General features: G+C 64.4%; 8 protein-coding genes. 2 read left to right on the top strand and 6 right to left on the bottom strand.

Annotated features, from left to right (window positions below; all coding sequences use genetic code 11):
* Window positions 1–60: 60 nt before the first annotated feature.
* Window positions 61–2,811, bottom strand: coding sequence for a DNA mismatch repair protein MutS (gene mutS / locus AYK65_RS02000; protein WP_081157855.1), 2,751 nt, complete (start codon window positions 2,809–2,811; stop codon window positions 61–63).
* A gap of 102 nt (window positions 2,812–2,913) precedes the next feature.
* Here mutS and AYK65_RS01995 point away from each other — a divergent pair, with 102 nt between their 5' ends.
* Entirely contained in the window at window positions 2,914–5,199 is a 2,286-nt protein-coding gene (locus AYK65_RS01995; RefSeq protein ID WP_026613463.1) for an NADP-dependent malic enzyme, read from the top strand.
* A 558-nt stretch (window positions 5,200–5,757) separates the two neighbouring features.
* On the opposite strand, the gene olsB is transcribed toward AYK65_RS01995, so the two are convergent.
* From olsB to AYK65_RS01970, 5 genes are all read right to left on the bottom strand, one after another.
* A complete protein-coding gene (olsB, locus tag AYK65_RS01990) occupies window positions 5,758–6,648 on the bottom strand; it encodes a l-ornithine N(alpha)-acyltransferase (protein ID WP_046119997.1) in 891 nt (296 codons plus the stop codon).
* A gap of 209 nt (window positions 6,649–6,857) precedes the next feature.
* Complete coding sequence (locus AYK65_RS01985; RefSeq protein ID WP_081157854.1) at window positions 6,858–9,143, bottom strand: hybrid sensor histidine kinase/response regulator; 2,286 nt, start codon at window positions 9,141–9,143, stop codon at window positions 6,858–6,860.
* 47 nt (window positions 9,144–9,190) lie between these two features.
* Window positions 9,191–9,691, bottom strand: coding sequence for a signal peptidase II (gene lspA / locus AYK65_RS01980; RefSeq protein WP_026613466.1), 501 nt, complete (start codon window positions 9,689–9,691; stop codon window positions 9,191–9,193).
* Window positions 9,691–10,548, bottom strand: a complete 858-nt coding sequence (locus AYK65_RS01975) for a TrmH family RNA methyltransferase (RefSeq protein ID WP_081157853.1) — start codon at window positions 10,546–10,548, stop codon at window positions 9,691–9,693. The genes lspA and AYK65_RS01975 overlap by 1 nt, the downstream gene beginning before the upstream one ends.
* Window positions 10,545–11,699, bottom strand: a complete 1,155-nt coding sequence (locus tag AYK65_RS01970; protein WP_081157852.1) for an RsmD family RNA methyltransferase — start codon at window positions 11,697–11,699, stop codon at window positions 10,545–10,547. Before AYK65_RS01970 ends, AYK65_RS01975 begins: the two co-directional genes overlap by 4 nt.
* Before the next feature lie 187 nt (window positions 11,700–11,886).
* Between AYK65_RS01970 and AYK65_RS01965 the strand changes: the two genes are divergently transcribed.
* A complete protein-coding gene (locus tag AYK65_RS01965; protein WP_046120000.1) occupies window positions 11,887–12,345 on the top strand; it encodes an SRPBCC family protein in 459 nt (152 codons plus the stop codon).
* Window positions 12,346–12,353 lie beyond the last annotated feature (8 nt).

Below are 12,353 nucleotides of genomic sequence, written 5' to 3'. Positions count from 1 at the left end.
AATCCGCCGGAATGGAGCGACGAAAACGTGCGATTTGCGGTCGCATCCCGACCGCATCGGTCAGCGGCCGGCAAGTTCCTTCTTCAGCGCGTATAGCGCTTCGAGCGCCTCGCGCGGCGTCATGTCGTCCGGGTTCAGGGCCTTCAGCGCCTCCTCCACCTTGGAGGGGCCGGAGGCCCTCGCCGCCTCCTCGCGTCTCACCGCGACCTGGAAGAGCGGCAGGTCGTCGATAAGCTGGCTGGCCGGGTTCTTGCGGTCGGCATCCTCAAGCTTGGCGAGCACGTCCCTCGCCCGGGCGACAACCGACGCCGGGAGGCCGGCGAGACGGGCGACCTGGATGCCGTAAGAACGATCGGCGGCGCCGGGGCCGACCTCGTGCAGGAAGATCACGTCGCCGTCCCATTCCTTGACGCGCATCGTCGCGTTGGAGAGCCGGCCGAGCTTTTCCGAAAGCACCGTCAATTCGTGGAAATGCGTGGCGAAAAGCCCGCGGCAGCGATTGACCTCGTGCAGATGCTCGACCGCCGCCCAGGCGATCGAGAGACCGTCGAAGGTCGCCGTGCCGCGGCCGATCTCGTCGAGGATCACCAGCGAGCGGTCGGTCGCCTGATTGAGGATCGCCGCCGTCTCGACCATCTCGACCATGAAGGTTGAGCGGCCGCGCGCCAGATCGTCCGAAGCCCCGACACGAGAGAAGAGCCGGTCGACGACGCCGATATGCGCGGCGGCCGCTGGCACGAAGGAGCCCATCTGCGCCATGATCGCGATCAACGCGTTCTGGCGAAGGAAGGTCGACTTACCGCCCATGTTCGGACCGGTAAGCAACCAGATCGAGCCGCCTTCCTGACCGTCGGGCGGAGACAGGTCGCAGCCATTGGCGACGAAGGGATTGGCAGCCTGGCGCCTCAGCGCCTGCTCGACGACGGGATGGCGGCCGCCGTCGATCGCAAACATCCGCGACCGATCGACCATCGGGCGAGCATAGTTCTGCTCTTCCGCAAGCACCGCCAGCCCGGCCGAAACGTCGATGGTGGCGAGCGCCAGCGCCGCCGCCTTAATCGCCTCGGCATGCGCGACGACCTCGCGCGTCATCGCTTCGAAGGCCTCGAGCTCGAGCGCCAGCGCCCGGTCGGCGGCATTGGCGATCTTGGTTTCGAGCGCGGCGAGTTCGGTAGTGGTGAAGCGCATGGCGTTCGCCATGGTCTGGCGGTGGATGAAACGGGCGCGACCGGGATCCGTGTCGGTCATCGCGCCGGCATTGCCGGCGGTCACCTCAATGAAGTAGCCCAGTACATTGTTGTGCTTGATCTTCAGCGACTTGATGCCGGTCTCTTCGCAATATTGAAGTTGCAGGCCGGCGATGACACGGCGCGACTGGTCGCGCAGCGCCCGCATCTCGTCGAGTTCGGCACTCGCGCCTTCGCGCAGAAAGCCGCCGTCTCGCTTCAGAAGCGGCAGTTCCTCGGCGAGCGTCGAATCGAGACGCGCGAGCAAGTCCGCCGGCAATGCGGCGATCGCGTCCCGCGCTTCGGTCAGTTCCGCCGAAAGAGGCGCGCTCGAAAGCAGCGCCGAGATTGCCGCCGCTGCGCGCAGACCCGCCTGAATCGCGCCGAGGTCGCGCGGGCCGCCGCGGCCGAGCGCCAGCCGCGACAGAGCCCGCGGCATATCCGGCGCACGCCGGAGCGCATCGCGGACGTCCGCGGCAAAACTCGGCTGGTCGACCAGGACCTCGATGGAATCGAGCCGTTCATTGATCCGCTCGGGGTCGGTCAGCGGCGACATCAGCCGCTCGGCAAGGAGCCGGGCGCCGCCGCTGGTGACGGTCCGGTCGAGGGCTCTCAGCAGGCTTCCTTCGCGGGAGCCGGAGAGCGTCTTGACCAATTCCAGATTGGCGCGGGTCGCCGGATCGATGAAGAGCGTCGAGGCGACGCTTTCCCTTTCGGGAGTGCCGAGCGCCGGACGCTCCTGAAGCTGCGTCTTCTCAACGTAAGAGATCGCCGCCGACGCCGCCGCGAGCTCGGCGCGCGAGAAGCTGCCGAAGCCGTCGAGCGTCTTCACGCCGTAGTAGCGGGAAATGCGTCCCTCCGCCGTCGCGCTGTCGAAGAGGACGGCGGGTTGAGGCACGGCGACGCGGCCGAGAACGTCGAAGACCGGGCGCAGCTCCGGATCGTGGAAGACGGTATCCGGCAGGATCAGTTCGCTCGGCTCTATCCGCAATATGTCGGCAAGCAAACGGCTCTGCGCTGTCTCGGCGAGGCGGAAGATGCCGGTCGAAATGTCGATCCATGCCAGGGCATAGGCGGGTTCGGCGCCGCTGCTGCGGATGCGTGCGAGCGCCATAAGATAGTTCGATTCCGAGGGCGAAAGCAGCTTGTCCTCGGTGATCGTCCCGGGCGTCACCAGCCGCACCACATCGCGACGCACGACCGACTTGCCGCCGCGCTTCTTGGCTTCCGCCGGATCTTCCACCTGCTCGCAGACGGCGACCCGATAGCCGAGCGCAATCAGCTTCTGCAGATAGTCGTCGGCGGCATGGACCGGCACGCCGCACATCGGGATTTCCTGGCCTAAGTGCTGGCCGCGCTTCGTCAGCGTGATCCCGAGGGCGCGCGAGGCTTCGACCGCGTCCTGGAAAAACAGCTCGTAGAAATCGCCCATGCGGTAGAACAGCAGCGAATCCGGGTTGTTCGCCTTGATCTCGATGAACTGCTCCATCATCGGCGTGGCGGCGGAGCGGCTCACCTCGCTGGCGAGGTCGGACACGGAAAGGACGTCGCCCGTGGGGTTCGATGCATCCATCAGGAAATTCATGATTGTTCCAAAAAAAGAGATGTCACACTATCCGCAAGCATTTATAGACGACAACACCAAAGAGGCGGACCGGAGGGGTCGCCCACAGGAGGTTGAGGAAACATGCCGGCTACCGACAAGTCCGACCGCACGATGACGAGCGTCACCGCGCAGGAGGCGCTCGATTTTCACTCTCAGGGACGCCCCGGAAAGCTGGAGATCTCGCCGACGAAGCCGATGGCAACGCAGCGCGACCTGTCACTCGCCTATTCCCCCGGCGTCGCCGTTCCCGTCAAAGCGATCGCCGAGGATCCGGCGACGGCCTACGACTACACCTCGCGCGGCAACATGGTGGCGGTGATCTCCAACGGCACCGCGATCCTCGGCCTCGGCAATCTCGGTGCGCTCGCCTCGAAGCCGGTGATGGAAGGCAAATCCGTCCTCTTCAAGCGCTTCGCCGATGTCGATTCGATCGACCTCGAAGTGGATACCGAGAATGTCGACGAATTCGTCAATTGCGTCCGCTTCCTCGGTCCCTCCTTCGGCGGCATCAATCTCGAGGATATCAAGGCGCCGGACTGCTTCATCATCGAGCAGCGGCTGCGCGAGGTGATGGACATCCCGGTCTTCCATGACGACCAGCACGGCACCGCGATCATCGCGGCCGCCGGCCTCATCAACGCGCTGACGCTGACGGGCCGCGACTTCAAGACGACGAAGCTCGTCTGCAACGGCGCGGGTGCTGCGGCGATCGCCTGCGTCGAGCTCATCAAGGCCATGGGCTTCAACCCGGAAAACGTCATCCTCTGCGACACCAAGGGCGTGATCTACAAGGGTCGCACCGAAGGCATGAACCAGTGGAAGTCTGCTCATGCGGTCGAGACCGATCGCCGGACGCTCGCCGAGGCGCTAGAGGGCTCGGATGTGTTCTTCGGCCTTTCGGCGAAGGGCGCGCTCTCCGCGGACATGGTGCGCTCCATGGCTGCGAGACCGATCATCTTCGCCATGGCCAATCCGGACCCGGAAATCACGCCGGAGGAAGTCGCCCAGATCCGCGACGACGCTATCGTCGCGACCGGCCGCTCGGATTATCCGAACCAAGTGAACAATGTGCTTGGCTTCCCCTATATCTTCCGAGGCGCGCTCGACGTGCGCGCCTCGACGATCAACGACGCTATGAAGATCGCCGCGGCCGAAGCGCTCGCTAACCTCGCGAAGGAAGATGTGCCGGACGATGTCGCCGCCGCCTACCAGGGCAACCGGCCGCGCTTCGGGCCGCAATACATCATTCCGGTTCCCTTCGATCCGCGCCTCATATCGGCCATTCCGATGGCCGTCGCCAAGGCGGCGATGGAGAGCGGCGTCGCCCGCAAGCCAATCGAGGACATCAATGCCTATGGGCAGCAGCTTTCCGCACGGCGCGACCCGATCGCCTCGACGCTGCAGCGCATTTACGAGCGCGTCCGCCGCCAGCCGAAGCGCATCGTCTTTGCCGAAGGCGAGGAAGTGCAGATGATGCGCTCCGCCATCGCCTACGCCAACCAGCAGCTCGGCACGGCGATCCTGCTCGGCCGCGAGGAGCAGATGCGCGAAACTGCGGAGCAGGAGGGCATCGACCTCGACCGCCCGGGAATCCAGATCGTCAATGCGCGGCTTTCGAAGCGCGTGGCGGCCTACACGGATTACCTCTATGCGCGGCTCCAGCGCAAAGGTTACCTGTACCGCGACGTGCAGCGGCTGATCAACAACGACCGCAACCACTTCGCCGCCTCGATGGTGGCGCTCGGCGACGCCGACGGCATGGTGACCGGTCTTACGCGAAACTATTCGACCGCGCTTGAAGACGTTCGCCGCTGCATCGACGCCAAGCCCGGCCATCGGGTGATCGGCGTGACGATCGCGCTTTGCCGCGGCCGCACCGTGCTCGTTGCCGACACGGCGGTGCACGACATGCCGACGGCCGAGGAGCTGGCCGACATCGCCGAGGAGGCCGCCGGTCTTGCAAAGCGGCTCGGTTACATGCCGCGTGTGGCGATGCTTGCCTATTCCACCTTCGGCCACCCCTCCGGTGAACGCTCTGAGCGGGTACGTGAGGCCGTCAAGATCCTCGACAAGCGCCGCGTCGATTTCGAATATGACGGCGAAATGGCTGCAGACGTGGCACTCAATCACCGGGTGATGGAGCAATATCCGTTCTGCCGGCTGTCCGGCACCGCCAATGTCCTGGTGATGCCCGCCTTCCACTCGGCTTCGATTTCGACCAAGATGCTCCAGGAACTGGGCGGCTCGACGGTTATCGGCCCGCTGCTCGTCGGCCTCGACAAGTCGGTACAGATCGCCTCCATGTCGGCAAAGGACTCCGATCTCGTCAACATGGCGGCGATCGCAGCCTATAATGCGGGCACCTGAATCCCGCTTTACTGCATGTTTCCTTAAATCGTACCCGATTTAAAGACAAAACCTGCAGCAACTCAAAGCGCTACAGCGTCCTTTGTGCGTCTGGAAAGACGCATGGCACTGTAGATGTCCCTTTTCCGAACACAATCGCGTCGCGGCTGAACATTCTTGCTGAGAGCCGTACAGTAACGACACACATACTCCAAACAAAATAAGAGCCCGCCTTCCTGTGAATGGAAGCGGGCTCAATACATAATGGCCGACCCATCTCCTACGTGATGAAAAATCCCGGGATTTGATAGCGTCGTCGACTCCCTCCAGTCGGCTAGCCCATCTTTCCCTTTATCTTTTTACATTTCTTCGTCATGAAATCCAGATCAACCACGAAGATACACTTCGCTCTTTCAAAATCGAAAGTCAAATACATCATTAACAACTGGTTAATACTACTACAGACCAAGACATGTAGCCGCGGTCGCCCTGCTGCGCGCCCTTTGTCAGAAAACGCGAAATCGAATGCCGTTCAGGCTCTCGAATTGTTTCGCTCGAGGTCGCCCGTTCAGAAGAGGACTAGGATACCGACGAGGAAAACCGCCCTGCGTCGGCACCGTAATAGTTGAGATATCGGCCGGAGATATTGCTGATCGGCAGAACGATCAGAACATCGGTCGTGCGGAAGGCGTGATCGACCACCGCGCCGTCGCCGACCATCGCGCCCAGCCGCATGTAGCCCTTGATCAGGGGCGGAAGCGCTGCAAGCGCCTTCTTGGGATTGATCGCCTCCGAGGGCATCAGATCCATCGTCCGGTGAAGTTCAGGTCGGGCGGAAACGGCCCACTCGTCCTTCGTCCGAATGTTGTGATGGAGGAAAGAAAGCGCCAGTGCATGCTCTTCGGGAACGACGCCCGGAAAGGAGCCGCAGCCGAACATGGCGTCGACACCATGCCTCAGGGCATAAGCCCAATTGCCCTGCCAGAGGAGCTCGACCGTACGCTTGGTCCGGTATTCCGGCAGCACGCAGGAGCGGCCGAGCTCCATGAAGCGTTTACCGGGGTGTCGCGCGAGCAGTTCATCGATCGCGAATTCCGAGGCGGAGTAGAAGCCAGCCGCCCGTTCGGCGACTTCCTGGCGCAGCAGGCGGTAAGTGCCGACGATCTGCTCTTCCGGATCGCCCTCGATGGATGTGTCGAGCACGAGCAGATGGTCGCAGATCGCGTCCCAGCCGTCGATGTCGCGCTTGCGTCGCTCAGCCTCGGGCGCCACCTGCGCTTTCATCTCCTCGACGAAGACCCTGTAGCGCACGGCCTGCGCCGCATCGATCTCGGCGGCCGTACGGGCAAGCCGCGTCTCGAGATTGGCGATGCGGCCGAGAACATCGGTTGCCGGCGCCGCGATCGTCTTGCGGACGCAAGGCTGTGCAGCATCAGCCACGCCTGTCGAATCCAGAAGTTCGATTGTCATACCGTGTCATCCCGAATCGCTTTCCTGCCGGGCTTAGACCACGTTTCTGCAACAAGATAGTGACACGAACAGACTATGCAACCCCGGTACGGCGCGATGCTGGTTGTGCGCCATTATAAGCTGCTGTTAATCTATATTACAACCATCAAGCGTAAGCCTGATCCAAGCCGTTGAGATGCGGGAGTGTGGGGGGACCGCTCGCGTTTTTCTCACCGCGCTTCAATGAAGCGAGCGACTTCCGCAAGGAGCCGCGCCGGTTCGGCGGGCTTGGCGAGCACCGCGTCCGCGCCGGCGGCGATGAGGCGCTGATGCAGGTCGCCGCGGACGTCCGAGGTCAGGACAACGACCGGTACGCGCCGTCGCTGGCCGATCGCCTCCATTTCGCGAAGGCGCCCGAGCATGGCGAAACCGTCGCCGCCCGGCATGTTGAGGTCTGTGACGATGAGGGCGGGCGGCGCGCCGGTGGCGTCGCCACGAAGCGCAGTCTCGAGGGCCGCAAAGTCCTCGACGTGATCGACGGCATGGCCGGCGCGTTCGAGGACCGTGCGCAAAACGAGCGCATTGACCGGGTCGTCCTCCGCAAGCAGGATGCCGGGAGCCGCTTTCGAGGAGGCGGAAGCAGCAGCCGGCACATCCCGCAGCACCGGCCCGTTGTCGTTGATCGCGTCGCGTTTCTCGATGCCACGCCGGCGGCCGAGCAGCACCTCGACCAACGACTTCTCGCGCAAGGGCCGGATCAACCAGGCCTCGTAGCCCCCCATTCGGCTGACGGGATGGTTTGCGCGCTCCTCGGGGCTGATGAGACAGGTCCTGCGCAAGCGGAGGCCTCCCGTCGCTGGCTCCGATGCGAGAAGCTCCCGAAACTCGCCCGCGTAGCGGTGGTCGACGATGATATCCGTCAGCGGCAGACGATCGGTCGCCGCACGCGCGATCACGCCCCGGGCGACGGCGACCGTCGTCGCCCGATGGCATCGGCCGCCGAGCGTCTCGATGGTCGCGGCAAGCGCGACGGAGGCTGGGCCATCCGGCGCGAGAACAAGCACGTCCGCGCCCGAAAGCACCCGGTCACGTGACGGAGCAGAGGAGAGATCGGCCCCCTCCAGCGGAAAGCGGACCTCGAAACGGCTTCCTGTTCCGGCGACGCTCGAAGCCGTCAGACTGCCGCCGAAGGCCTCCATGATCCGGCGCGATATCGCGAGCCCGAGGCCAGTACCCTTGGCGCGCTGAGCGTCGTCGCCGGCCTGCTCAAACTCCTCGAAGACGCGGGCGAGTTCGTCGGCGGACATACCCGGGCCGCTGTCGTCGATGCGGATGCACACGAAGCCCTTGCCGATATCGGCGGCGACAAGAACGCCGCCCGCTTCCGTGAATTTGACCGCATTGCCGATTACGTTGAACAGCACCTGGCGAAGGCGCGCCGCATCGAAGGCCATCAGCGAGGGCACGTCCGCGGCAACCGTCGCGCCGATTTCGATGCCCTTCTCGTGCGCGCGGGGAGACAGCATTTCCACGACGTTCTCGATCACCTGGCGCAAGTCCTGAGGCGAGGGGTGCAACAGGAATCGTCCGGCCGAGAGCGACGAAAAGTCGATCAGATCCTCGACGAGTTGCACCAGCGCGTGGCCGGACTGCTGCATGCCGGCGAGATAATTCTCTTGCTCGCTGGACAGTCGCGTCTCGGCAAGCAGGCGGCTCATGCCGAGGATGCCGGAGAGCGGCGTGCGGATCTCGTGGCTGACGGTCGCGAGCAGGCGCGATTTCGCCCTGCTTGCCTCCTCCGCGCGGCGGCGCGCCTCCTCCCTCTGGCTCGCAGCCAATGCCTCCTCGGTGATGTCGCGGGCGATGCTGTGACGCATCAGCCGGCCGCGTATCGGCTCGCGCACCACCACATCGTGCCAATCGTAAAGGCGGGTGCCCGAGGGCGTCGCGATGCGCACGAGATAGCGGTCGGGACGCGACCCCGGTTCGAAGCGCAATCCCAGCTCGGCGCAGGTCGATCCTCTGGCGTCGGCACGGCCGCTGACTTGCCGAAAGATGCCGTTGGCCTCGACGATCCTGCCGTCCATGTCGCGGACGATGGCGAGATCGCCCAGCGCGTCATGGATGGTCGAAAACAGCGCCGCAGTTTCCGAGCACTGCCACGCCGCGTCATGCGCGTCTTCGTCCCTCTTTGCCCGCTTCGGCGCCGGCGGCCCCCTATCCTCGGCAAAAAGCAGGAACGCCCCGGCAAGGCCACCGACGGCGACGAGCGCCGGCAGCAGATGGATGCCGGCGCTTGCGCCGATGGCAAGGACCAACGTTGCCGCGATGATGCTCACAAGGGCAAAGGCGGTCCGGATAACGGAAGGGCATGGAATGGTGCCGGTCGCCGAAAGGCGCAGCGGCAGGAGCGCGGCGGCGTTCCGCATCAAAGCGGCGGGCGCACGCTCTCTTGCGCGGGGAGCCGTGCCCCCGCCCGTCGCTATCGATTGCTGAATTCGTGACGGGTCGCTCATGCCCTTGGGCTAGCATGGCGAGCGTTCCGAATGCCTTCAGCGCATTTCTAAAGTTTTAGCGATCGCGCCTTTTTCGCCTGCTGCAGCTCGTCGAGGATGATTGCGCCCGCTCCGACCGTGATGAAGCTGTCCGCCAGGTTGAAGACCGCGAAGGACCATGTGGCGGTATGGAACAGGATATAGTCGATGACGTAGCCGAAGAGCAGCCGGTCGACGAGATTGCCGAGCGCGCCGGCGATGATCATGGCATAGCCGAGATGAGCGAAGAAGCGATCCTTCGGCGTGCGGCGCCACAGCCAGAGGACGAAGGCGACGACGGCCAGCCGGATGCCGACGATGAACCAGCCCTCCATTCCGGAGAGCATCGAGAAGGCGACGCCGTAATTATAGGTCCGGTAGAGGGCGAGCATCGGAATGACCGGCACCGCCTCCTGGAACGGCAGGAAGGCTTCCACCAGGTACTTGAGGAGCTGGTCGGAAGCGAGCGCGACGAGGATGAAGATCGCGATCGGCAGCGGCCGCGAGAACAGGGTCTTGCTTTCAATCATCAGCCGGCATCCAGAGACAGAAGATGACGCCGCGCCTCGAACAGCATGATGCCGGTGGCGATGGCGAGGTTGAGCGAGTCGGCGCGTCCCGCCTGCGGGATGCGCGCGAGCGCGCCCGCCTCGCGCGCGAGCTCCACCGGAAGGCCCGCCTGCTCGTTGCCCATCAAGAGCACGACCGGCTTCGACTTGTAGTCGATCGTCCGATAGTCGACAGAGCCCGCCAAATGAGTCGCCACGACCCGAACGCCGGCGGCTCTCTGCCATGCGATGAAATCCTCCGCGCTCGCCCGCGCGATCGGCACGGCGAAAACCGAGCCCATGGTCGCGCGTACCGACTCGAGCGAAAAGGGATCGGTGGTCTCGCCGACAAGGATGATGCCGGAAGCGCCGGCCGCGTCAGCCGTGCGGATGATCGTGCCGAGATTGCCGGGATCGCGCACGCGGTCGAGCGCCACATAGGTCTCGCCCTCCTGCGGGCGGATGTCCTTGAGCACCCGGTAGCGTTGTTCGAAGATGCCGACGACCATCTGCGGATTGTCGCGCCGGGTGACCGTCGAGATCACCTTCTCGCTCACCTCAAGCACGAGCCCGCCCTTGGCTACGGTCCTCGCCGCCACCTGCTCGACCTGGGGCTTGCCCTTCGCCGCCTGGGCATAGACGAGCGTCTTGATCCTCCAGCCGAGATCGAGCGCGTCGATGACGAGCTTCAGGCCTTCCGCCATGAAGGAACGCGTATCGTCCCGATGCTTCTTCTGGGCGAGCGCGCGGATATCCTTGATGATCGGATTGGTGAGACTGGTGACATCCTTCACCTGGCCGACGCGCGGCGTGCCGTGATCGTTTCTCTCATGCGTCATTTCGGTACCCAGCGGCTGAAGAGTGAGGTGGAGAGCGCCCGGCCCGGCGTGGAGCCATCGAGACCGCCCTCACGGATAATGAGCTCGCCCGATTCCACCCGGCCGCCACGCCCGCGCATCGTCTCGCGCATGAGTTCGTGGATCGAGTAGAAGCTTGCCCGGATGGAATAGGCCGTCAGCACGAGACCCCGCGCTTCAAGCGTCAGGATCTCGCGACAGATGTCCAGCATCGCCGGCAGGTGGTCGAAGAGCTGCCAGACCTCGCCATTCGGGCCGCGGCCGAACTTGGGCGGGTCGGTCAGAATGATATCGTAGCGGCTGCCGCGCCGCTCCTCGCGCTGGATGAATTTCATCGCGTCGTCGCAGATCCAGCGGATTGGCAGTTTTTCGGCGCGCGCCAGTGCCTGGTTTTCGCGCGCCCAACCGATCGCCTTCTTGGACGCGTCCACATGGGTTACCTCTGCGCCCGCCTTGGCAGCGATCAGCGAGGCGACGCCGGTATATCCGAACAGATTGAGGACCTTCAGCGGTCGGCCGGCCTCCACCTCATCCTTCATCCACGACCAATGGGCGAGCTGCTCAGGAAAGACGCCGACATGGCGAAAGGAGGTGAAACGACCGAGGAAGTCCGCGTCGAGGAGCTGCATCGGCCAGGTCTCGCCGAGCACCTCGCGCGGGAAGCGCCACCGCCCCATGCCGTCCTCGTCGGTATCGCCGGTGAAGACGGCGTCGGCCTTGTCCCAAACCGATGCCGGCAGGGCCTTCGGCCATAGCGCCTGGGCCTCGGGCCGGACGATGCGGTAAGGGCCGTACTGCTCCAGCTTCTCGCCGTCGCCGCTGTCGATCAGATGATAGCCGGCGGTTGCCGCAGTCTCCAGGATCAGCGGCACTCTCTCGGCCGGTTTCTCGCCGGTTCTGAGCTCGATGCGGCGCACGGATGCGCTCTCCTGCGTGGACGGCCGCCCGGTCTCCTGCGCCACCGCCTTCCGCGGAAGTGTTTTCGGGGGTGGCGGTCCGCCGGCCTTGCCTCTTGGCCCGGCACCCTTTGACGGCGGATGCCGCAGCTCCTGACGGCCGCCGCGTGCCTCCGCGCCTCGGCCTTTTGCCGTTGTGACGGAGGCGTTTTTCGATCGCCGATCTTTTTCCTTCACGCGCTGACCCTTGGATTTTGCTCAAACCAACCGAGCGTGTGCACTCCTGAACCGTGCAACTGCGCCTTCACGCGTCCGGATTCGACGCGTACCATGCTCAAGCGTGCAAATAGCACCGCCGACGCTCTTGGCAAAGCCGTTTCCGGTTTGCGAAGATTGCGGCGAGGAGCGGACGGGAGGAAACGGCATGGAGATGAACGGCGAGGAACGCATCGCGGCCGGCCGCGATGCGGTGTGGCAATGCTTGAACGACCCGGACATTCTGCGGCGATGCATTCCGGGTTGCCAGTCTCTCGAGATGAGATCGCCGACGGAGCTCGCCGCGGTCGTCAAGGTCAAGATCGGCCCGGTCTCTGCGACGTTCAACGGCAGCGTCACCCTCTCCAATCTGAGCCCGCCTGCGAGTTACACGATATCGGGCGAGGGAAAGGGCGGAATCGCCGGTTTCGCCAAGGGCGGCGCGGACGTCACGCTTTCCGAGGAGGGCGACGAAACGGTGCTGCGTTACGACGTCAAGGCCGAAGTCGGTGGCAAGCTGGCCCAGCTCGGTTCGCGCCTGATCGATTCGACCGCGCGCAAGCTCGCCCAGCAATTCTTCGCGGATTTTAATCTCATCGTCAGCGGCGCGGCTGAAGCGGCGAGCTGAGGCGCCCC

The sequence above is a fragment of the Ensifer aridi genome (genome assembly GCF_002078505.1).
In the GTDB taxonomy this organism is placed as follows: domain Bacteria; phylum Pseudomonadota; class Alphaproteobacteria; order Rhizobiales; family Rhizobiaceae; genus Sinorhizobium; species Sinorhizobium aridi.
Note: the sequence above shows the minus strand (reverse complement) of the source record. Positions and strands in the feature narration are given on the sequence as shown.

What these genes read in the sequence shown, in the direction of transcription:
- olsB (WP_046119997.1), bottom strand. Translation starts at nt 6,648, where the DNA reads ATGACAATCGAACTTCTGGATTCGACAGGCGTGGCTGATGCTGCACAG.
- lspA (WP_026613466.1), bottom strand. Translation starts at nt 9,691, where the DNA reads ATGATTGAAAGCAAGACCCTGTTCTCGCGGCCGCTGCCGATCGCGATC.
- AYK65_RS01985 (WP_081157854.1), bottom strand. Translation starts at nt 9,143, where the DNA reads ATGAGCGACCCGTCACGAATTCAGCAATCGATAGCGACGGGCGGGGGC.
- mutS (WP_081157855.1), bottom strand. Translation starts at nt 2,811, where the DNA reads ATGAATTTCCTGATGGATGCATCGAACCCCACGGGCGACGTCCTTTCC.
- AYK65_RS01965 (WP_046120000.1), top strand. Translation starts at nt 11,887, where the DNA reads ATGGAGATGAACGGCGAGGAACGCATCGCGGCCGGCCGCGATGCGGTG.
- AYK65_RS01975 (WP_081157853.1), bottom strand. Translation starts at nt 10,548, where the DNA reads ATGACGCATGAGAGAAACGATCACGGCACGCCGCGCGTCGGCCAGGTG.
- AYK65_RS01995 (WP_026613463.1), top strand. Translation starts at nt 2,914, where the DNA reads ATGCCGGCTACCGACAAGTCCGACCGCACGATGACGAGCGTCACCGCG.